This is a genomic window from Bariatricus massiliensis (genome assembly GCF_900086725.1).
Lineage (GTDB): Bacteria > Bacillota > Clostridia > Lachnospirales > Lachnospiraceae > Allocoprococcus > Allocoprococcus massiliensis.
Genome location: NZ_LT574832.1, coordinates 27245 through 50126, shown reverse-complemented (window position 1 = coordinate 50126; position 22882 = coordinate 27245). Strand labels below are relative to the sequence as shown.

Here is a 22882-nt window from a genome sequence, read left to right as displayed (position 1 = left end):
CATACCACCGGAGTTTTTACCACCGCACCATGCGGTGCTGTGGTCTTATACGGTATTAGCAGCCATTTCTAACTGTTATCCCCTTGTATGAGGCAGGTTACCCACGCGTTACTCACCCGTCCGCCACTCAGTCACGAGAACCTTCCTTCCGAAGAAATCGAGTTCAAGTGCTTCGTTCGACTTGCATGTGTTAGGCACGCCGCCAGCGTTCATCCTGAGCCAGGATCAAACTCTCGTTAAAAGTGTTTGTATCCAGTCAAGAATCGCTTGGCAATTCTGTTCCTGTTTACTGTTCTAGGTCGACATCATTATGATGTCCTTGTTCTGAAAAAATCTCTTTAAAGAATTTTCAGGGTTGTTGTCTATTATTTAATTATCAAAGTTCTTTGTTCTGTCTCAGCGACAGCTTTAATAGATTATCATATCCTTTGGCATTTGTCAACATCTTTTTTTGATATTTTTTCAAACATGTTTTCAAATGAAACGGAGAAAGAGGGATTTGAACCCTCGCGCCGGTTACCCGACCTACACCCTTAGCAGGGGCGCCTCTTCAGCCTCTTGAGTATTTCTCCACAGCCTGAATATTTAATCCATATTTTACTGCTTCTTTACAGGAATTATTTCCCGAATTTCACAGTGCATGGATTATTATACAAAAGAAGTCGACCTGTGTCAACGGTTTTTTTACTATTTATTTAAAAAAATTACAAGTTTTTTTAATGCTTCAATATATAGGAAGAAATCCCTCTTTCTTCCTATATATTGACTTCTATCGAACTGTTTATACGGCCGCCTTACACTGTATGTCCGAGTTTCAATTTCCAACAAAACGATATCCGACTCCAACCTCCGTTACAATATACTGTGGATGATTTGTATCCTTCTCAATCTTTTTACGTATATTTGCCATAAATACTCTCAAGGATTGGAACTCTTTTTCATCTGTGTATCCCCATATTTCATTTTGCAGATAACGGTGCGTCAATACTTTCCCCGAATTCTTCACAAGAAGAAGTAATATTTTATACTCTATTGGTGTCAAATGCACGGGAACCTCATCTACCGTAACCTGCCTCATCTCATAATCAATCTTCAATCCCCCTGACTCAAAAACATTTTGAATGGTGTTGTCCGGCATGACTTTTCGGAAACCCACACGGATTCGTGCCATAAGCTCCTGAATACTAAAGGGCTTAGTCACAAAGTCATCGGCCCCTAAGTCCAGCGCTTCCACCTTCTCCTCGTCCTGCCCCCTTGCCGAGATTACAATGATAGGTATATTAGAGGACATCCTAATCTGCCTAATCACTTCAGTTCCATCTATATCCGGCAGACCCAGATCCAGAAGAACCATGTCCGGCTTATTTGTAAAAAACAAAGACATTCCGTTGAGTCCATTCTCTGCCACATCTACTTTATAATTATTTGTCTTTAAAGATATTGTCAGGAAGTTTATGATACTTTTATCATCTTCTATAACTAGAATATGTCCTTTAGTCATTATTTGCCCCTTTCCATGGGAATCAGAAAGTATACTGTTGCCCCTTTTGAATGATTATTATAGCTTCCAATCATGCCATTATGGACTTTCACGATTTCACTGGCTATGCTTAATCCCAATCCCATACCTCTTCCGCAGTCTGCCCCCTTTTCAGTATCTGACGTAACAAAACTTTCAAACATTCGCTCCTGTATTTCTTTCGCGATACCTGTGCCATCATCTTCTACAGCAAATTTGGCGTAAACCGCATTTCTCTTTTCCTTTATCACAATCTTTTCTACTTCAAGATGAATGATTCCGTCGTTGTTCGTATGCTTGATAGAATTCTCAACCAGATTTACCAGAACCTGTATAATTAACTGACCGTCCATTGGAACCGACAGACATTCTGCAGGCGTTTTTATGAGCAGGCGTCGGTTTCCAAGCCTTCGCTGGACACGGCTGTTGACCTCGCTTACGATATCATCCACAACTTCTTCCTCATAGTGAATTTTAAGCTTGCCTTCTTGGATTCGTGTCATATTGAGAAGATTATCAACCATTCTGGCCAGCCAGATTGAATCATTCGTAATATCTTTCAACAGCGTTTCTCTGCTATCTTTATCAATTTCATCATAGCTTTCCATAAGGAAACTTGCGCTGCCGGTAATTCCTGCCAGCGGTGTACGCAGATCATGCGAAATAGAACGAAGCAGATTATTTCGCAAGTACTCTCTCTCAGAAGCAAGCTTACTTTCCTGCTCTGCCTCATTGGCACATTCTCTGTCCATAGCCATGGCAATTATAGAGACGATAGAATCCAGTATCTGTTTCTCCTTGTTCCTGACCGGCTGTGTCTCATTTTCCATCGCCAGCACACCAAATGTAATGCCCTTACTGACAATGGGCATCATATAGTAGTCTATACATGGGTAATCGCTAGTCCCTTTCCCACACACAGAGGATTGTTTATAGCTCCATTCTGCCGCTTTCATAATTTCATCCGGTATCTGCTCTTCAAAATTGCTGTAAGGTATTCTCTTATTTTTCCTACCTTCATTTACAAAGATAATATACCTACACTGATGGATATTCTCCAGACATTCAATCCCGTACTTTGCCACCTGCTTTAGCCCGGATACATGGAGATAGCCGCTGCTCACTTCATACATGATATTAGTAAATCTCTGAGCTTCCTCTAACTCTTGAACTTGTTTTTGTATCTTGATAGTCAGAGAGGTAACTATAACTGAGACTATCAGAAAAATAATAAAAGATATCAGATAATTTCTATCATAAACACGCAGTGTAAAACGTGGCTCTGTGAAAAAATAATTGAACAATGCTACCATTACAAATGCGGAAACAATACCAAATTCGTACCTCTTTGTCTCCATGATGATAATAAGGATACCAAACGTATAGACCATGAGAATATTCTCAGCGCGTATTCCCATAGAGTAAAGAACAAAAGAAAACATAGTGACCAGACCAATCACAATTGCCACAACGATAATTTTCTTCATATAATATACTATTTTTTTCTGCCATTCCATCTTCATTCCTCCGCACTTGGCACATTGCGTTCATTATACCACAAACTCAGAAAAGGAAGCGGCGCTTCGCGCCATTTACTTTTCAAGTGGTGGCTTGCCGGTATAACATACCGTTTTACGGCATAAAGGCGATGCAATCGCCTTTGATTGCACGCATGTGCAATTATTATACTACAGTCGATAATGTATGTTTCAATTTATTCTTTATACCTATGCATGCTCTGGCCGCAGTAATAAATACAATGTAAATCTCCAGACGACCTAAGAACATTCCTATAGTAGAAGTCCACAAAATCAATGGATGTGCATCATATCCCGTAATCCCCATCGACAGGCCTACCGTGCTTAAAGATGAAGCCATTTCAAACATAGAATCCTGCACAGAGTATCCAAAGCAGGTAAATATCATCGTTCCTATCCCCATAAAAATAATATATAAAAAGATAAAGTCCATGTTGCTGCGGTATAACTGCCCGTCCACTTCAATAGGTTCTCCACATCGGGTAATTTTTTCAGGAACGATAGTCCTTTTATTGCCGATTTTTTTTCTTAAATTCCAGAAAATTTCTTTTACCGCAATAGATACACGATATTGTTTGATTCCTCCCGCTGTTGATCCTGCCCCTCCTCCTATCATCATCAACATAATCATGATGAAAATCATAGGAGAACTCCAGCTTTTAAAAGAATCTACTGTCTGGAAACCAGTGGTGGACATAGCCGACACCGCTTGAAACAGCCCCATACGTACGCCCTCTGACATATTTTTCGCTGCCGGATATCCAGCCAATACAGCCAGTAGAACTGCTGACAGAGGATAGACAAACAGTGAAAATCTAAACTCGCAGTCCGTATAAACTTTTCTGAATTTTCCTTTTAGGAGAGCCAAATGTACCATAAAATTGGTCCCCCCTAGAAACATCAGTACAATCGTTACAACCTCTATGCCAGTATTGTGATAGTAGCCGATGCTTTCCGCCTGTGTAGAAAAACCCCCTGTCGAAATAGCCGCCACAGCATGATTCACTGCATCGAACCAATTCATGCCAAAGGCAATATAAAGTACGGTCCCCCCTGCTATGTAACCAGAATAGATAAGAAAAATCACCCTTGCTGACTGGAGAAGGTTGGGTACCATTTTATCTGAATGCCCCTCCGCCTCAAAAAGCTTCATGCCATAGCGGTCTGAAAGTACTGTAATCACGACCAGAACCAGACCAATACCTCCTACAAACAGCATAACGCTGCGAAAAAATAGAAATATATGGGAGGTCTTTGCCACATCCACTACCGAAAGCCCCGTCGTACTGTAACCGCTGGTACATTCAAAAATAGCCTGGGTGAAATTATATTTACCTGTAAGCACAAACGGGACACTGCTCAAAAGTATGACCATAATCCAAGCCAATGTGACAATAATATTTTCTTTATTCTTGTAATTTTTCCACTTGTACTTTTCTTCTCTCATATGAAAAAGAAAATATCCGGCCGCAATACATAGGGTGCCCGGAATAATAAAATATTTTGCTTCCCCGATTTCCTGCGGAAAAGGAATGAGCATAATAAGAGGCACAAGAAGAATGCATCCGATAACGATTGCCACCGCCCCAATATAATGCACAATCAGGACAAGACCGGAAGACTTTTTCTTATAATGAAGCATGGCTGTCCCCTCCTGTGATTACCTTAAGCATTTCTTTTTGAGTTTGGAGCGAAGAGATAAGCACTAATTTATCCTTTTCTCTGACAACAAAAGAACCGTTGGGCACTGTCATTTCCTTTCCTCTTACTATGCATCCGATAATCACATTATCCGGAAAATTAACATCCATGACCATTTCGTCACATATTGGATATTCTTTTTTTACGGCCAATTCTGTTATTACCGCAGAACCATCTTCCAAATCCAACGTCTTGGCAAGTTCATCCACCATCGATGCCTTTTCTATCACAGAAGCTACCATATATGTACCACTAATCGCGTTAGTCACGCCCAATTCCTTAAATAACTCTACATTTCTAGGGTTGGCGACCGTACAGATTGTTTTTTTGATCTGGTAGATTTTAGATGCCATCTGGCAGATAGCCAGATTTTCAGCGTCATCAGGGCGCAGGGCCACACAGACATCAAAGTTTGTAATGTCAGCGTCATCCAGCACATCTTTTTTACATGGATTTCCCTCAACCACCGGGATATCATATTTGCCTGCCAGATATTTACAGTACATTTCTCCGTCATTGATTGCCACTACTTGATTTTTTTTATCTACTAGAGACTGTATAAGAAAATCAGCCTTTGCCCGTCCTCCTGCGACTACGATTTTCATTAGACCGCCTCCACTTCTATACCGCTCAGACGTTCAAATTCTCTCATAGAAAGACGGAACGGGTAAATGACTTGAATACCATATCCCTGAATTATTTTCTCCATATTTGGGTCGGTCAGTCTCATATATACATTTGGTACATGGTAGATTCTGGAGGCTGCCTGACATACTATATTATTGGTACAGTCGTACCCTGTAGCCCCTATCACCATGTAAGCCCTGCCGATTCCCGCATTTTCCAATATATTTATATCTGCCCCGTCGGCAGCAATCTGGTAACCACTGTAACTCTCAGGCAACATGTCAAAGCTTTCTGGGTCTTTATCAATAACAACTACATCGCAGCCGTTCTCACAGAGACAACCTGCTAGTGCCGCGCCAAATCTTCCACACCCTACTACAATAACGAGCTTCACTTTTTGAAACAACATTTTATCACTCTCCTTAATAGCGTCATTGTAGCACCCAAGGAATAAAGATTCTATTTGGAAAGTATAAAGACAGCATAAAGATTATGTTAAGATGATTTATTCTGCTCAGAAAGGATTACATATTTTTCTACTGCAAAGGCTGTCTCGTTGATAATTGCCTTTAATATATTTTTTTCAAAGGGATTAATTTTCTCTCCTTCTCCAAGTGCCGCCCCATAGACGGCAAAAACTCTCTCTTCTCCCATAACAGGGAAATAATAACCTTGGGAACTGGGAAGGGTATCTGTCGTGCGTCCCGCCTTATGTTTTGACTTCATCACCCAGACTGCCACCGCCCTTTCTTCTTCTGTCATCATCGTAATAATATCATTCTTACGAATCACGACCGGCATATCTTTTGGAAATACCATCTCCACCCTTTTCATTTCTCCATCTATTGTGTTGTAGATGATAATACTTTTTCCGAGAAGTGCGGCTGTCTGGCATGCCCCCTCTTTTAGAATTTCTTCTGCCCCCATGGCACGTCTCAATTTCCAGCTTGTATTCAAAAGAATCTCTGTACGCCTTGACTTCAGCGCCTCCTGCCTCCCCTGTATCCTTAATTTTAAGGTCAGAAAACTAATCAATAAAGAAGCTGCACCTATTACTAGAAAAGTAAATGGATAAATGGGTTCTGAAGCCTGAAATGTAAACCTAGGCCCAATAAAAAATAAATAAGCACCAAATCCAATCAGTGTGCACAAAGTTAAAATAACTGCTGCCTTTGGAACATCTTTCCAATTTTTACCTAATTTTTTATCTGTTTTTCTTTTTGTCTTTCTGACAGCATTGGCATCAGGAATCACATACATATCAAGATTAGGCGCATAGGATGTTAACTTCTCTATCAGACTTTTCTTTAAAAAAAGGGAACGCCGTGCCGCAAATCCAGTTCTGCCAAGAACCACCTTTGAAATTCCATTTGCTTTTGCATACTCCGCAATCTGATATGCGATGTTATCTCCATAGACGATAGATGCCTTAGCTCCAAATTGTTTTGCCAGCTGGATATTATTATAGACGGCCTGCTTTATCTTTTCATCCACCTGCTCATATTCCGGAGTCTCAACAAATAATGCTGTAAGCTCTGCCTGAAAAGCATTTGCCATTCTGGCAGCCGTCTGGATTACTTTCATATTTGTAGGTGATGGCGAGATGCAAATAACAATATGTTCTCCTGTAAAATAATCTGCTCCGACACGTACTGCCCTGTCCTCCATCACCTTTTTATTTACTCTGGCGGCCGTCCTTCTAAGCGCAATTTCACGCAATGCCGTAAGATTTTCGGCAAGGAAAAAGTTTTGTGCCGCCCGGTTGGCCTGATTCTTCTTATATATTTTCCCTTCTTCCAACCTTTTGATAAGCTGAGCAGGTTCAATATCCACCAATTCTACCTGATCTGCACTGTCAAAAACCGAATCCGGTATCCGTTCTCTTACCGTCACATGCGTAATCGACGCCACAATATCATTTAAGCTTTCCAAATGCTGCACGTTCACCGTAGTGTAAACGTCGATTCCCGCCTCCAGAAGTTCTTGAACATCCTGATACCGCTTGGCATGACGGCATCCCTGTGCATTCGTATGGGCCAGTTCATCAACCAATATGAGCTGCGGCTTTCTAAACAGCGCGGCATCCAGATTAAGCTCTTTCAACTCTATTCCCTTGTATTCTAGTATTTGGGGCGAAAGCGTCTCAAATCCTCTCAAAAGTGCCATTGTATCTGGACGGTCATGGGGTTCGATGTAGCCTGCCACTACATCAATACCATTTTCTATATCCCCTTTTGCCGCGTCCAACATAGCATAGGTCTTGCCGACACCCGCCGCATATCCAAAGTAAATCTTTAGTTTTCCAAGTGTCTTTTTTCCGGCCATTTGTTATCCCCTGCTATTTTAATATTCCTTCCAGCTCCAAATTTACCTCCAGTACATTGACTGTTTTTTCACCAAGCACTCCAAAAAACCTTCCTTCCGTATATTTGTCTATAATCTTCTGTACCTCTTCTGGTTCCATTCCCCGTGTATCAGCAATTCTCTCAACTTGATATTTCGCGGCCTCAGGGGATATATGAGGATCCAGACCACTGCCTGATACTGTCACCAAATCCACTGGTATCTCCTCATCCGCCTTTTCTGGGTTTGCCTTCCTCAACTTTTCCACACGTTTGGCAATCAACTTCTCATAATCTTCGCTGGCCGGCGTCAAGTTTGTTGGACCCGCGTACATTACTGTATCTCCATTTTCATCTGTATAAGTTGATGTATCGAGATTCATGACTCTGCCCCACAGATACTCATCTCCGGTAAACTGCTGAGCCAGCAGGACACTTCCATATTTTTTTCCGTCTACTTCTATAATCGAACCATTTGCCTTTTCTTTAAAAGCCGCCTGAGATATTGCTGTCACCACAAGTGGATAAATAACTCCGGTGATTAGCATAAGAATCAGGAATAGGCCCAACACTTTCCATACTGTCTTACTTTTCTTTGTTTCCATTTTTCTCACTCCTAATTTCTATGTTATAGTCTACATGCTAAATACCGAACAACATTACAAGTATGATATCTATTAACTTGATTGCAATAAATGGGATGATAATACCGCCCACACCATATATTAAAAGATTCCTTTTAAGCAGTGCGTCTGCCGCCACTTCTCTATATTTTACGCCACGCAGCGCCAATGGTATCAAGACTACGATGATAAGCGCATTATAGATCAACGCCGACAAAATTGCGCTTGCCGCACTGTGAAGCCTCATGATGTTCAATACGCCCAGAGCCGGATAAAGTCCCATAAAAAGCGCCGGAATAATCGCAAAATATTTTGCCACGTCATTTGCGATACTAAATGTTGTCAGAGCCCCCCGAGTCATCAAAAGCTGTTTTCCAATTTTAACAATTTCAATCAGCTTTGTAGGAGAAGAATCTAAGTCCACCATGTTGCCTGCTTCCTTGGCGGCCTGTGTACCGGTATTCATAGCCACGGCCACATCCGCCTGTGCAAGCGCCGGTGCATCATTGGTACCGTCACCCGTCATTGCCACCAGATGTCCCTGCTTCTGGAAATCACGAATCATGTCAAGTTTACCTTCCGGTGTGGCTTCAGCAAGAAAATCATCCACACCTGCCTCTGCAGCTATTGCGGCGGCGGTCAGAGGATTATCACCAGTAATCATGATTGTTTTGATACCCATTTTCCTCAAGTCAGAAAATTTTTCTTTGACACCAGATTTGATAATATCCTTCAAACGAATCACTCCAAGTATCTGATGATTCTTGGCAACTACCAGTGGTGTTCCCCCATGGTTGGATATCTCTTTGACAATTCTGTCACATTCCTTACTGTAAACACCACCGCTTTCCTGTACATACGTCCGGATTGCATCAGCGGCTCCCTTGCGGACTTCATTATCTTTATAATCCACCCCGCTCATTCTCGTCTTGGCCGTGAACGGAACAAACTCCGCCTTCATTTCCTCAAGATTTCTGCCCCGGATATTAAATTTTTCTTTTGCCAAAACGACAACACTTCGTCCTTCGGGTGTCTCATCTGCCAAAGACGCAAGCTGTGCCGCGTCAGCAAGCTCTTTTTCCGACACACCGTCTACCGGGAGAAAGGCATCCGCCTGTCTGTTTCCCAGTGTAATTGTACCTGTTTTGTCCAGCATCAATATATCTACATCACCGGCAGCCTCAATTGCGCGCCCGCTCATAGCCAGAACATTTGCCTGATTCAAGCGGCTCATACCAGCAATGCCAATTGCTGATAACAGCGCGCCAATCGTTGTCGGTGCAAGACAAATTAGAAGCGCTACCAACGATGTTACTGTAGTTGGATTTACTTTTCCCAGCTGTCCTGCCGAAAATAGAGAGTATGCGTAAAGAGAACAGGTAACCAACAAAAAGATTATGGATAACGCAACCAAGAACAGTTGTAATGCCAGTTCGTTGGGAGTTTTCTTTCTTGATGCTCCCTCTACCATAGCAATCATTTTATCCAGAAAGCTTTGTCCCGGCTCACTCGTCACTTCTATGACCAGCCAGTCGGATACCAACGTAGTTCCCCCTGTTACCGCGCTTCTGTCGCCTCCGCTCTCGCGGATTACCGGTGCAGATTCCCCTGTAATCGCACTTTCATCTACAGACGCGGCGCCGTCGATCACATCACCGTCCGCCGGAATTTGTTCTCCGGCATAGACAACCACAATGTCTCCTTTCCGCAATTCTGCTGAACGTACTGCCGTGACCTTATGTCTTTGTTCCGAGGAAGGAATCTTATTTGCCATTACATCTCTCCTGCTTGCACGCAGGGTATCTGCCTGCGCTTTTCCCCTACCTTCCGCAATGGCTTCTGCAAAGTTCCCAAATAATACAGTAAACCATAATATAATGGAAACCGCCAATATAAATCCCGGCTGTGCATCTCTGATTCCAAAAAGTGCAAATACAAACAGTATTAACGTCAATATAGCCGACACAAATACCATGAACATGACCGGATTCTTTATCTGGACTTTTGGGTTCAGTTTCTTAACCGAATCTTTTAGCGCCCTATTCATAATTGCCTTATCAGCAAAGATACTGTTGTTTTTCTTATTCATTGTCAACTACCCTCCATTATCCAATCATCTGCAGAAATTCTGCAACCGGTCCTAACGCCAATGCCGGAAAGAAGCTAAGTGCCCCAACCAATAATACAATGAATATCAATAAAACTATGAACATCGCATTGTGGGTCGGAAGCGTTCCAGAACTCACAGCAACTTTTTTCTTCTGAGCCAGACTTCCGGCTATCGCCAGTGTGGCAATCATCGGTACAAAACGTACGAACAGCATTACCAATCCGATACTAATATTTAGGAATGGCGTATTTGCATTAAAGCCGGCAAACGCAGAACCATTATTCCCTCCTGCGGATGAATATGCATACAGTACTTCCGACAATCCATGTGCCCCCGCATTATTTAAGCTGCCTACCGTAGCCGGAAGTAAAGCAGCAATGCCACTTCCTATCAAGATTGCTACTGGTGTGGCAAGACAAATAAATACCGCCATCTTCATCTCGAACGGTTCAATTTTTTTACCTAAATATTCTGGTGTGCGTCCCACCATCAATCCGGCTATAAAGACAGTCAATATGGCAAATCCTATCATTCCATAGAGGCCACATCCTACGCCGCCGAATACCACTTCACCCAGCATCATCAACAACATTGGTATCATACCGCCTATCGGTGTATAGCTGTCATGCATGGAGTTGACCGAACCATTGGACGCGGCCGTAGTAAATCCGGCCCAAGTGGCAGAAGTGGCAATACCAAATCTTGTCTCCTTGCCTTCCATGTTTCCTCCACTGTAAACACTGCTGCCTTCCATAGCTACCGTTGTCCCTTGTGCGGCCTGCGGAGTTCCAATCTGTTCATTATAGCCAATAATGCCAAGAGCAATTGCAAGCATAACGAACATTGCAATAAAAATCGCACGTCCTTGTCTTTTATCCTTAATATTTCTCCCAAAAGTGAAACATAATGCTGCCGGAATTAGTAATAAAGAAATCATTTCCAACAAATTCGTGAATATAGTTGGATTTTCAAAAGGGTGTGCAGAATTTACACCAAAGAATCCTCCTCCGTTCGTTCCGAGCTGTTTAATTGCTATTTGGCTTGCGGCAGGTCCTAAAGGTACAACCTGCTTTGTGACAGTCGTAATTGTACCGTCTTCGTTCTCTACTTCTATTGGTTCAAGAAGCTCTACTTCGTCATAAGCTTTAAATGTCTGCGGAACACCTTGTGCGGCTATTACGATTCCTATAACGAGAGAAAGTGGAATCAATATGTAAAGTACAGTTCTTACCATATCTTTATAAAAGTTACCAATTCCTTTTTGTTTTACTTTAATAAACCCACGAATCAGCGCAAAGAGTACTGCGATGCCTGTAGCCGCAGAAACAAAGTTCTGAACGGTCAATCCAAGCATCTGTGTCAGATAACTCAGCGTACTCTCCCCTGAATATGCCTGCCAGTTAGTATTCGTCACAAAACTTGATGCCGTGTTGAAGGCCAGATGCCACGATGTTCCTCCGATTCCTTCCGGGTTAAGCGGAAGAATTTTCTGAAACATTTGAAGAAAAAATAAGATTACAAATCCAAATATGCTGAACACCACACAGCAGACGGCATATTTTTTCCATCCCATATCTTCGTCGCTTTTATTGAGCCTAAGCACCCTGTAAATTCCTTTTTCACAGGGAACAAATATTCTAGAAAGAAATACTTTCTCTCCATTCATCACCTTACCAATATACTTTCCAAGCGGAATGGCGAGTGCAATTAAAATTACACAGTAAATAATCATTTGAATCGCTACATTACTCATTTCTTGTCACCTCTCAATAGTACTACGGTAAGATAGCCAAGCAAAAAAATTGCTGCCGCTCCAATTAGTACAAGCATTACATTCATTAATAAACCCTCCTTCCAAGTGGTTGCGCATTACTCATTTCTGTGTTAAAACAGACCTGATAAAAAATATATCGGCAATGCGCCGAGAAAAGTGACAACAAACACCAATCCAAGTATACCGGCTGCCGCCATCATATTTACGGCAACAAACGAAATCATTGGATGCTCTTCATATATTTTCTGTATTTTATCCAGATGATTATCTAAGTATTTTGTCAACATAACATCACTTCCCTTCTCACCTATAAATTACATCTACTCTGCGTTAAGATGCCATTCAAGGTTTCTGACGGGGATATAAAGTTTATATAAATAAAACAGACCATGATAAACAAACACGTATGTGTTGCTGTATCATGGTCTCTTATTGTTCAATTAAGTTAAGTAAATTTAGTTATTATCTAACCACTTCAAAGCCAAATCTGTATATAATGCTGCTCCAATGGATAACGCTGACTCATTAAATACAGCTTTTGGATGATGAAGAGGGTATTGATATCCTTCCTCTGGCGATCCTGTAGAAACGGAAAAACAAGCCGCTGGTACTTCCACAGAAACCCATGAAAAGTCTTCGGAACCCATATTTTTATTTTTTACTTTGGCCTCTGCCATATCCCAGACTCCTGATTCTCCGACCATCTCCTTGGCATAGCCTGACAGTTCCTTAAGCAGTGGCTCATTAATTTCAAAGCATGGACAACCACGCTCATACTCCACCGTAGCCTTTGCCCTGAAAGTTGCCGCAATACTTTCAGAAACTTCTACAATTCTACGTTTTACAAACTCCCGCACGTTATTGTCCAGAGTACGTAAAGTCCCGCTCATCATGGCTGTATCAGGAATTACATTAGAAGTTGCGCCACCATGCATCTGCCCTACCGTGAGCGCCGCTACATCCGCCGGAGAAACTTCGCGGGAATTAATCGCTTGTATGGCCAGATGAATATGGGATAATACATTTAAGGGATCTACTCCTGTATCCGGCATCGCGCCATGGCCACCCTTTCCTTGTACTGATATTTTGAACCAATCTGCGGCGGCTGCTCCTGACTCTGCATCTGGAATCATAATTGTTCCTGTTGGAAGAGGCATAGACCCTGTCACATGAATCATCATTGCGGCATCTACTTTGGGATTTTCCAAGACACCTGCATCTATCATCATTTTTGCGCCGGCCAACGTTTCCTCCGCAGGCTGAAACATTAATTTAACAGTTCCATTGATTTCATCTTCATGTGCTTTTAACAGTTGTGCTGCTCCCAAAAGCATTGCTGTATGAAAGTCATGTCCGCAGGCATGCATACTTCCGGTCTGACAGGAAAAAGGCTCACCGCTTTCTTCCTGAATCGGAAGAGCATCCATATCCGCCCGCATTAAAAATACTTTACCGGGCTTTTTTCCTCCAGCCATAGCAATGACGCCGCTGCTGCCTACACGCTCTGGTTCATATCCCAATTCACGTAATGTATTCATTACATACTCCGCTGTCTTTGGCAGCTCTAAATGCTGTTCCGCATTTTGGTGTATGTAACGCCGATGCTCTTTTAATATATCACTGATATTTTTTGCTTCTTCTAAAATAGACATTTTTATTCTCCTTTTAATCTACTGTTTTTTCTGACGACGTTTATAGAGGATATATCCCCATGCTACTGACAATATAAGAAAAACCGGCAGTAAATACGTCTGCATTGAAGTTACAGTCGCATATCCAAGCACGACAGTAACGATAGCTGCACCAATACATGGAACAGATGCCAGCGCCGGATCGCTTTTTATTTTCGGTACGAGCAAAGCTCCCATAATAGCAGGCATCAAATTATTAAATGCCGGCGCCATAGTTTTGGAAGTCAAAATAGGCATTAATTGAGCTGCTAATAACATACCTAAAAATATAATAGTCATTGTGACCAAAGAAGAAACACCAATACTGATAACGGAAACTACATCCGCCTCCTTACTTCCGGGTTCCACCTGCGCCAGCTTTTGTCCACTCTGGGCCGCCGGAAGTTTCATATTCATTGTATTACCTGTGATACATGTCTGGTACATACCACCCGCCCCTAAAATAGGTGTATAAGACAAAAATTCAATAATAGCAACGGGGCCAAATACTACCAGCGCGCCGCTCATAGCCCCTAAAACTTTACCAACATCTGGAGTCACACCCGACACCAACTGTATCGCCAACGGTACACATGCCAATGTCAATATAATGATAATAGAAGATATAAGTCCAAATTTATGAATTTTCTTATCATATTCGGAAAATCCACCGGAATTGTTTTCCATTACATTACCTCCTTTTCTTTCAATTATTGTTTAACTTGCAATCATGGCTGATGCCATTCCTAATATCATAGCCAATGGAAATGAAAATTCCGACAATACTTTTACGCCCGTCTTTTTCGCTATAAGTTCTAAAATCAACACAGAAATACCAGAAACTACAGCCACCAAAATACTGACCGGATCTGCAAAATTTAAAAATTTTGGAATTCCCATGATTCCCATCATTCCCATAAATAATGACGCAGCCAAAACCCCCATAAAAGGACCACTTATCTTTTTCATTCCCTTATCATAACCACGAAGTCCAATTACATTACATAAAGGCCAAACTAATGCAACAATACACATTACCCAAACGACTCCAACCCACGCTTCGATTGTGATGTCCGTACTTCCAAGCCCGGAAAATCCAAACGAAGTAATTGTAAGGTCAGCACACATACTTTCATACATTGCCGAACCGATAACCGATAATCTCAGCCATGGTATGAATTTTCCTAGTACCGGCATGAGGGCCGCCATAGTGATGATAATAGGCAAAGACGGCAAAATAGAAAAAACAGCACTGTTTGTCATCACTTTTTTTATTTTTTCATCTTCCATTCCTAATGATTTTGCTTCTTTTCTTGCAATACTGATAAATTTAAGTGACTGTAAAATAACAGCTATGATCGGCACAAGGCAAAAAAGAAAAACCGGCCATGAATTCGCTAATTGCAGATATTTTCCCATAAGGAACCTCCTTTACATTTCTGCTTTAAATAACCATAGAAACAACATGCATGTTATACAAAATATAACATATTTATTTTTTTCTACACTTCACATTATTGTTCTTTTATGTCGAATTTTTTACTTAATTTTATTTAATTGAGTACACAGTTAAAAAGATGCATCTTTTTTTTTACATTAAAAAATCTCCACAGATATTTTTATCTGTGGAGACACTATTTTAAGAAATTATAATTTAATGACATATAAAACAATACCGTTATATCGAACCAAACTTTCTAAAACCAGTTTACCGTCAATTACTCTTTTTTTCAACACGATTAAATCACCGACAGAAATATTTCTCATATAACTTAGTACATCTTCATCCCGCCAATCAGGATAACCGGAACTTGCCATTCTTGAGAAAGCGCCATTACTATCGGTATCTACCGTAAAACGTTTGATCATATACTCGCTTTTTTTCAACCCATAAATGCTGATTTTCATCTTTTTAGAAAGACTTTCTGTCAGATTACTGTCGATGGCATGTACAGGATTCAATAATTGGGGATTCCACAATGCTACAATCAATTCCCTATTACTATTGAATGTAGCCACTACGTTATCGGAATGATACAGCACTTCTCCTGCCATTCTTTTTAAAAATTCAGCTGCAAAATATACAGGCATCTTAGCGTCATATAAAATAAAAAGGTTTAACAGTGAACCATAATACTCTCCAGAATAAGGACACGTTTCACCGGTCGCAAAGCGGTAACCGATTCCTTCCACCTTATCACAGAGACGCAGCAAAGAATCCCAAATCAATGCTGTACGCACATACATGCTTATTTCCCCGTCATTTTTACCTGATAAAGTATTCCAGACAGTCAAATAGATAGGCGGCTCTATTCCGTATTTTTTACAGCTCAATAATACATTTTGCACGGTATTTGTATGATAATCGGCAGATCTATCAAAAAATCTTGTATCTTTTGGATAGCGGCTTTTTATACGGTTTTGAATACTATGGCAAGTAACAAATTGTGGTGGAAAACTCAATCTTATACAGTATTCTAGTAATTGTTCAAAGGAATCAAGAACCTTTTTATCCTCGTCTGTCTCCGCAAATAGGCCAATATCTGAATACGGATAATATTTGCGGATTGTTTGATACACTTCACGATAAAACAATTCACTTTGCTCATGAGTCAAAAAACTACATACGATTTCAAACTTCCAATGTTTTCTGTAATCACTGGTAAACCGTATTGCCAATGCTTCCAATGCTTTTCCCAAACACGAATGTATGTAATTGGTAATTTCACCATTATTCCCATGGAATCTGCTTTCAGCAAAATCTATCCGCACAAACGGAAATAGTCCAACTTCCCGAATTCTTTCCACTGCCATCATCAAATTTTCTGATACAATATAAGTAATGCCCTCTTTCGCGATTTCATAATTCAAAATTTGAAAATAAGCATATTTGGCATTGAGTTTCTTTTTTATTTCCGGTACTTGTGAAAAATTGATTCTCATAGCAGTATCTGGGGTGTCGATAAGCAATATAACATCCTTCTGCCGTATCTGCTCTTCTCCATGATGATCCAATGATATTTCTACATTTACTTCCGGTTCTGTTTTCATGACAGATTCTATATCGTATCTTTTAATATATCGAAGAAATTCAATCCGCAAATCTTCACCACTACTGTCAGACAGCATAATATCCGAATCTTCCGTTATTTTTCCTTCTAACATTTCCTGATGTTTTTTACGGTATACACTGGGTATTAAATTATACCGTTTAATAAAACAATTGGAATATGCTCTGGCATTTTTAAATCCATTGTCCAATGCCACCTCTAAAATAGACGAATTACTGTATAAAAGCTGGACCACTGACTTTTCTACCCGTATATTTTGTAAAAAATTAAGATATCCAGTTCCGGTAGCTTTTTTAAAATAACGGGAAAAATACGCGGGAGACATATAGAACCGTGCCGCAATCTCATCCAAAGTAAGTGTATCTTTGTAATGTTCATCAATATATGATAATATTTCTCCGATTTGTCCTTTATGTGGCCCTGCTATTGTTTCTTCACTATATTTATGTTCAGAAAAAGTAGTATATAAAAGATGAAGAAAAGTCACTAAATACATATTCATTGCAAGTTCATACCCATATGACTTTTCTATTTTGACAGCAAACATCTGCAGCATAATCCGTTTTAATTCAAAGTAACTTTTATCAAGTCCGGAATCATTTTCTAAACGCTCTTCTATAAAAATTTTATTTTCAAAAAGACTACCACATTCCTGCCTTAATTTGCTTTGCTCTATTTTTAGAATCAATACGATACTATTTTCTTGGCTGCTAACAGAATGTACTTGATTTATATTAATGACGACAAAATCATCTTCCTTCAGACAACGTGAACACATATCTGTCACTACTTTTACCTGCCCCCGAATAACCAAAATACATTCAATGCCGCCATGAATATGAAAACTACCGCTGACTGAGGCTTTTAATTTTAGAGTAAAATCCTTATTTTCCATACTTTTCAATCTCTGTTTCGATTCGCAGTTTTACTTCTTTCGCTATCTCTGTCGTCTTCATATCTTTGTACTCATCATAATACAGTGGTTTCAAGAAATGAACCTGAACAGTCACCGGCGCTATGCTGCTTGTATCAAATGGCTTAAACGAATCGATGAGAGCGATTGGGACGATTGGACATCTCGCCTTTGTGGCCGCTTTAAAGCTGCCTCCTTTAAATTCTAAAAGCTTGTTCCCCTCTCTTGACCGAGTTCCCTCAGCAAATATCAAATAATTTCTCCCTTTTTTCACCTGCTCTGTCACATCAAGAATCACCTGCATAGACTGCCTTACATCGTCCCGGTCTATCATATATGCCTTCATACAGGCAAATGTCTGTTTTAAGAGGGGCACATTGGCAACTTCTTTTTTAGCCACCACCGAAAATGGACGTGGACAGGCGTCGACGATTGCCAAAACATCATATAATCCTTGATGATTCGGAAAAAACATGAAACCACTTTTTTCCGGAATATTCTCTTTACCATATGTCTCTATTGTCACGTTTCCGCCCTTATTGGCTCTTTTTACAATATACTTCAATAATTTAAAACGAGTGATTTCCGGATAGTTGTCAACATGTGAAGCGTAATAGCATAACTTTATCCACATATATGGAACCAGCAAAATATTACGGATTACCATAAATATAATTCGTTTCATTTTATCCCCTTCTCTTTCCTCTTCTTACCTTTATCCGCGGCTGTATTTTGTAATTGCCGTCTCGTATAGATTATTTCCTTCACTGTCAATAACTACGATGACTGGAAAGTCCTCGATTTCCAGTTTTCTGATTGCCTCAGTCCCCAAATCCTCATAAGCTACCACTTCTGATTTTTTAATACATTTTGAGAGCAATGCCCCCGCACCGCCTACCGCCGCAAAATAGACACAGCCATTTCGTACAATACCATCGATTACTGCCTGACTTCTTTTTCCCTTTCCAATCATTCCTCCAAGTCCTAGATCCAGAAGTTTCGGCGCATATTTATCCATACGGCTCGCAGTCGTCGGTCCCGCAGAACCGATTGGCCGTCCTTCTCTGGCCGGTGATGGGCCCATATAATATATTAATTGGCCTTCTAAGTCCACCGGAAGCGCCTCGCCGCCCTTAAGTGCATCATCCATCCGTTTATGAGCCGCATCCCGGGCAGTATAAATTGTACCTGTTAAATAAACATAGTCTCCAGCTTTTAATTTTTTTGCTGTTTCTTTTGAAATCGGTACCGATATATGATTATCCTCTATATTTTTTAATTCGCGCATGATAATTTCCGCAGTCTTCGCAACAGCAACAGCCACATATGACTCACACTGCTTTTTACGCTCCGGAGAATTTCTTTCTTTCCCTTTTATTAAAGCCCTGCAGCATGCAGCTCCAAAGTTTTCTTTAAAATGGTCATATAATTCCTTTGAAAGCGCCTGACATTTTGCACCGCTTTCATCTCCCGGAAACTGTTTGCCAAAAAAATATCCCAAGCACATGCTGCCGCCCGCCATAGCCCCGCACAGACATCCGCCGCCGCCAAATCCCCATGGAAAACCAGAAGACATGGCGATTGCACTCTGCGGCATCCCAGCATCAAAAGCCCGGTCAATGGCATATATTACAGACTCAGAGCAGGCATATCCTTTATAAAATATATCCAACGCATCTTTTTTCAGTAGCTCTATATCAACTTCTCTTTTCATACAACACCTCCATCTACAAAGTTCTAACTACATGACGGTTCACATGGCAGCAAATATTGACTCCCACGGGCAGCCCAGCGATATGTGTCGCATAAGTATTGATGTTGACCGCCAAGGCAGTCGTAGTGCCTCCCAGACCTCCCGGCCCAATACCTGAGCAGTTAATTTTCTCTAAAAGTTCTACTTCTAGTTCCTTTATATAGGGAATCTCGGAATGACTGCCTACCTCTCTAGTTAAAGCTTCTTTTGCCATGAGCGCGCATTTTTCAAACGTTCCTCCGATTCCCACGCCTATTACCATAGGAGGACAGGCATTAGGCCCCGCATCTCTGACGGCAGACAAAACCGCATCCTTTACACCTTCTATACCATCCGCCGGCTTCAACATAAATACCCGGCTCATATTTTCACTTCCAAAACCTTTTGGTGCAACTTTTATTTTGATTTTATCACCTGATGTCATTTTATAATGTATCACTGCAGGTGTGTTATCTTTTGTATTCTCTCTTATGATAGGGTCCCCCACCACTGATTTTCTTAAAAATCCTTCTGTATAACCCCTTCTGACCCCTTCATTTACAGCATCTTCCAAAAGACCACCCTCAAAGTGTACATCCTGGCCAATTTCCAGAAAAACAACTGCCATTCCTGTGTCTTGACATATTGGTATCATGTCGTCAGCAGCAATCTGCAAGTTTTCCTGCAATTGATTTAATATTTGTTTACCTAAGGGTGATTTTTCCGTTTCAATTGCATTTTTTAATGCACAATCCATATCCCTGGAAAGAAAATGGTTCGCTTCAATGCACATCTCTTTAATATTTTCTGTAATCTCACTGACATTTACTGTGCGCATAAATGTACTCCTTCCATCTGAAAGTATAAATTTTATTGGTATTCATAATCTCCATAATAATAGGCAGAATAAATACTGTCTTCGGCATGTTCCTTGATATATACGTCAGCAGCCGTTTTTGCCTTTATTCTGGAATAATTAGCTTTTCTAAAATAAATTTCTTCATTATTATCCGCGATTGTACGAAAATAGTCATATAATTGACCTTTCATATTATAATTATCATCACCGGACAGATAGTCATAAGCCTTCTCTGCTATAACAGGAGCGGCATCCAATGATAATCCGTATATCATATAACTTAAGTCTTCCGCTCTCATATCTTGTATATGCTCCATATTATACTTCGCTATCTGATAGTCGGGGCGGGCCATGGTAAAAATTAAGTAGCCACATACCGAAGTTAAGATAATATAACGTACTAACTGAAATCCTTTCTTATATATACTAACAATAACTCCGCCCATAATCAATGCTAGAATGAGCAAAAACCAAAATACAAGCAGCCTTAAAATAGTCAAATGGTATATGCTGACATACAAATACATTCTGTACGCCGCTGAAGCCATCATGACAAAAGTACATCCGCAAATAATAGTAAGTAAAATTTTCAGATACTTATTTTCTTCAAACAAATACATACACAGCATAACGATTATTATATTCAAGGCAGCTACCGCCACCAACTGCCAAAATCCTTCTCTCGCATATTGTGAGTAAGTAATTCCTTCCGGCAGGCTTCCCGCATTTCCGAAAAACAGATATACAATTTGAATAGCCGAATATAAAAGATAAATAACTCCAATAACCGCTGAAAAAGAAATACCGATTATCGGATGGCACCGCTCAACAATTCTTTGTCTTTCGCCTGAAAAATCAACACGGCAGCACGCATAAAAAAATCCATAGATCAATACAAATCCAAGCAAGGCAGTTATAAGAATTCCTAATACTGTCTGTATGTTTGGTACCATTTTTTCAAAACTCAGCCAGCCGGTAAGACTTTCAAATACCTTCCGGAAAATCATATCAGAACTAATCAATAACGGTAGTATAATCAGTAAACTTCCTAAAGCAACCAATACCCCAATGATGACAAAAGAAACTTTTTTATTTTCTCTACGTTCTTCCCTTTTTATGAAGTTTTCAGTTTCTTTTATAGATAAGAAACTATATCCTATCGTTGTAATAAATAAAATAACCGAATTAACAACATATGATGGTATATCCCAATTAGATTTATCGAAAAACTGTCCTAACATACTTACGATGAGCAGCCCTATCACACAGCACCAATTTAAAAATTGAAGTGGTTTATTGCTAGTAATACAGGTGGAGATTCCACAAACAATTATAAGCATATAATACATTTTTGTTTCTTTTTTTATTTTTAAATCTACTTTTCTTATGAACAAATCAAGTACATAGACTGTAGCTATAGCGTAAACTAAAAATGTAGCTCCAAACAAATTCCTATACATACAAAACGCAAATAACAATCCATATAGAATACTGATTCCTCCAAAAAATTTAAAATTCGATCTTATTGTCTGTTCCTTATAATTCATATCACAAACCTCCTATCAATCTTAAAACTGCCGTTCCTACTTAATCACAATCAGGTACATACTCCAAGATATCTCCCGGCTGGCAATTCAGTGCCTTACATACCGCATCCAGAGTCGTAAAACGTATCGCCTTTGCTTTATTATTTTTTAGGATAGATAAATTAGCCATAGTGATATCCACTTCCTTTGACAATTCGGTAAGTCCCATTTTACGTTTTGCCATCATAACATCCAGATTAATTACAATTCCCATAAGACCCGCCTCCTTAAATTGTCAATTCATTCTCTTCCTTATAATTTACTGCTTCTTGAAAAACACAAGAAAGCACAACGCTGAAAAGAGCTGCTATAAAAAATACTAATACAATAATCATGGTCGCAGGCGTCGGTATAAAGAAAACCTTTATAATAAAAAATGCAGAAATACAAAGGCTTTCCTTCCCCATCCGCCGCAGGCTTCTAATATTCTCCCTCACAAAACAATTCTTTTGTACCACAGTGCGCATCATTTTTCTCAATTCATTGATAATCAAAATACCGCATATCCCTGATGCAGCAAATATAAGCAACATGGATATATAATACTCCCCGATTGCTTTCGAATAATGATTCCCCGCCCATTTAAGCCAGATTGGAACTGTAATCAAAACTACAATTCCAGAATAAAACATGATATCCAGAAAAACTTTTGTAAACTTTTTAATTTTTTCATATTCCATAAATCATAACCTCCATCGTTTTACTTGAAATTTATTATATAACAGTATTTCCTGTATTGCAATATATTTTTATCGTTTTTCAATAAATATATATTGATATAGTAAAAAAACTGAGCACCGTATGGCACTCAGTTTTC

The 22882-nt window shown here is 40.1% G+C and carries 20 protein-coding genes, 1 tRNA gene, 1 rRNA gene and 1 pseudogene; all 23 read right to left on the bottom strand.

What is annotated here, in order from left to right:
• Positions 1–241: ribosomal RNA gene (locus tag BN6465_RS00340) — 16S ribosomal RNA — on the bottom strand; the annotation flags it as partial.
• A gap of 243 nt (positions 242–484) precedes the next feature.
• Positions 485–572: transfer RNA gene (locus BN6465_RS00335), tRNA-Ser, on the bottom strand.
• A gap of 242 nt (positions 573–814) precedes the next feature.
• Positions 815–1501, bottom strand: coding sequence for a response regulator transcription factor (locus BN6465_RS00330; RefSeq protein WP_066730625.1), 687 nt, complete (start codon positions 1499–1501; stop codon positions 815–817).
• On the bottom strand, positions 1501–3036 hold the full coding sequence (locus tag BN6465_RS00325; protein ID WP_066730624.1) for a DUF4118 domain-containing protein: 1536 nt from the start codon (positions 3034–3036) through the stop codon (positions 1501–1503). The genes BN6465_RS00330 and BN6465_RS00325 overlap by 1 nt, the downstream gene beginning before the upstream one ends.
• Before the next feature lie 166 nt (positions 3037–3202).
• A complete protein-coding gene (locus tag BN6465_RS00320) occupies positions 3203–4699 on the bottom strand; it encodes a TrkH family potassium uptake protein (RefSeq protein ID WP_066730623.1) in 1497 nt (498 codons plus the stop codon).
• Positions 4686–5363 (bottom strand): potassium channel family protein, encoded by a 678-nt coding sequence (locus BN6465_RS00315; protein ID WP_066730622.1) that lies wholly within the window; start codon positions 5361–5363, stop codon positions 4686–4688. The genes BN6465_RS00320 and BN6465_RS00315 overlap by 14 nt, the downstream gene beginning before the upstream one ends.
• Complete coding sequence (locus BN6465_RS00310) at positions 5363–5794, bottom strand: potassium channel family protein (protein WP_066730621.1); 432 nt, start codon at positions 5792–5794, stop codon at positions 5363–5365. Before BN6465_RS00310 ends, BN6465_RS00315 begins: the two co-directional genes overlap by 1 nt.
• 86 nt (positions 5795–5880) lie before the next feature.
• The gene (locus BN6465_RS00305; RefSeq protein ID WP_066730620.1) at positions 5881–7710 is read right to left on the bottom strand and encodes a sensor histidine kinase; all 1830 of its coding nucleotides are present in this window, start codon (positions 7708–7710) and stop codon (positions 5881–5883) included.
• 13 nt (positions 7711–7723) lie between these two features.
• Positions 7724–8332: a potassium-transporting ATPase subunit KdpC gene (kdpC, locus tag BN6465_RS00300; RefSeq protein WP_066730619.1), complete on the bottom strand. Its 609-nt coding sequence runs from the start codon at positions 8330–8332 to the stop codon at positions 7724–7726.
• A 37-nt stretch (positions 8333–8369) separates the two neighbouring features.
• Positions 8370–10439: a potassium-transporting ATPase subunit KdpB gene (gene kdpB, locus BN6465_RS00295; protein ID WP_066730618.1), complete on the bottom strand. Its 2070-nt coding sequence runs from the start codon at positions 10437–10439 to the stop codon at positions 8370–8372.
• Between the two features lie 16 nt (positions 10440–10455).
• Positions 10456–12213, bottom strand: a complete 1758-nt coding sequence (gene kdpA / locus BN6465_RS00290) for a potassium-transporting ATPase subunit KdpA (protein WP_066730617.1) — start codon at positions 12211–12213, stop codon at positions 10456–10458.
• A gap of 131 nt (positions 12214–12344) precedes the next feature.
• Positions 12345–12521, bottom strand: coding sequence for a hypothetical protein (locus BN6465_RS20605; protein WP_154670165.1), 177 nt, complete (start codon positions 12519–12521; stop codon positions 12345–12347).
• Positions 12522–12689: 168 nt separating this feature from the next.
• Entirely contained in the window at positions 12690–13886 is a 1197-nt protein-coding gene (locus BN6465_RS00285; protein ID WP_066730616.1) for a M20 metallopeptidase family protein, read from the bottom strand.
• Between the two features lie 18 nt (positions 13887–13904).
• A complete protein-coding gene (locus tag BN6465_RS00280) occupies positions 13905–14591 on the bottom strand; it encodes a hypothetical protein (protein ID WP_066730615.1) in 687 nt (228 codons plus the stop codon).
• 30 nt (positions 14592–14621) lie between these two features.
• The gene (locus tag BN6465_RS00275; RefSeq protein WP_066730614.1) at positions 14622–15323 is read right to left on the bottom strand and encodes a DUF5058 family protein; all 702 of its coding nucleotides are present in this window, start codon (positions 15321–15323) and stop codon (positions 14622–14624) included.
• A gap of 228 nt (positions 15324–15551) precedes the next feature.
• A complete protein-coding gene (locus BN6465_RS00270; protein ID WP_066730613.1) occupies positions 15552–17870 on the bottom strand; it encodes a helix-turn-helix domain-containing protein in 2319 nt (772 codons plus the stop codon).
• Positions 17860–18573 carry a lysophospholipid acyltransferase family protein gene (locus BN6465_RS00265; RefSeq protein WP_066730612.1) on the bottom strand — a complete coding sequence of 238 codons (714 nt, stop codon included), beginning with the start codon at positions 18571–18573 and terminating at the stop codon, positions 17860–17862. The genes BN6465_RS00270 and BN6465_RS00265 overlap by 11 nt, the downstream gene beginning before the upstream one ends.
• A gap of 30 nt (positions 18574–18603) precedes the next feature.
• Complete coding sequence (locus tag BN6465_RS21535) at positions 18604–19176, bottom strand: Fe-S-containing hydro-lyase (protein ID WP_066730627.1); 573 nt, start codon at positions 19174–19176, stop codon at positions 18604–18606.
• A gap of 12 nt (positions 19177–19188) precedes the next feature.
• Positions 19189–19602, bottom strand: a pseudogene (locus tag BN6465_RS21530) (C-GCAxxG-C-C family (seleno)protein); the annotation flags it as partial.
• 13 nt (positions 19603–19615) lie between these two features.
• A complete protein-coding gene (locus BN6465_RS00255; protein WP_066730611.1) occupies positions 19616–20458 on the bottom strand; it encodes a fumarate hydratase in 843 nt (280 codons plus the stop codon).
• A 32-nt stretch (positions 20459–20490) separates the two neighbouring features.
• Positions 20491–22026, bottom strand: coding sequence for a DUF4153 domain-containing protein (locus tag BN6465_RS00250; protein ID WP_066730610.1), 1536 nt, complete (start codon positions 22024–22026; stop codon positions 20491–20493).
• A gap of 40 nt (positions 22027–22066) precedes the next feature.
• Positions 22067–22279 (bottom strand): helix-turn-helix domain-containing protein, encoded by a 213-nt coding sequence (locus BN6465_RS00245; protein ID WP_066730609.1) that lies wholly within the window; start codon positions 22277–22279, stop codon positions 22067–22069.
• Positions 22280–22292: 13 nt separating this feature from the next.
• Entirely contained in the window at positions 22293–22745 is a 453-nt protein-coding gene (locus BN6465_RS00240) for a DUF2975 domain-containing protein (protein ID WP_066730608.1), read from the bottom strand.
• Between the last annotated feature and the right edge of the window lie 137 nt (positions 22746–22882).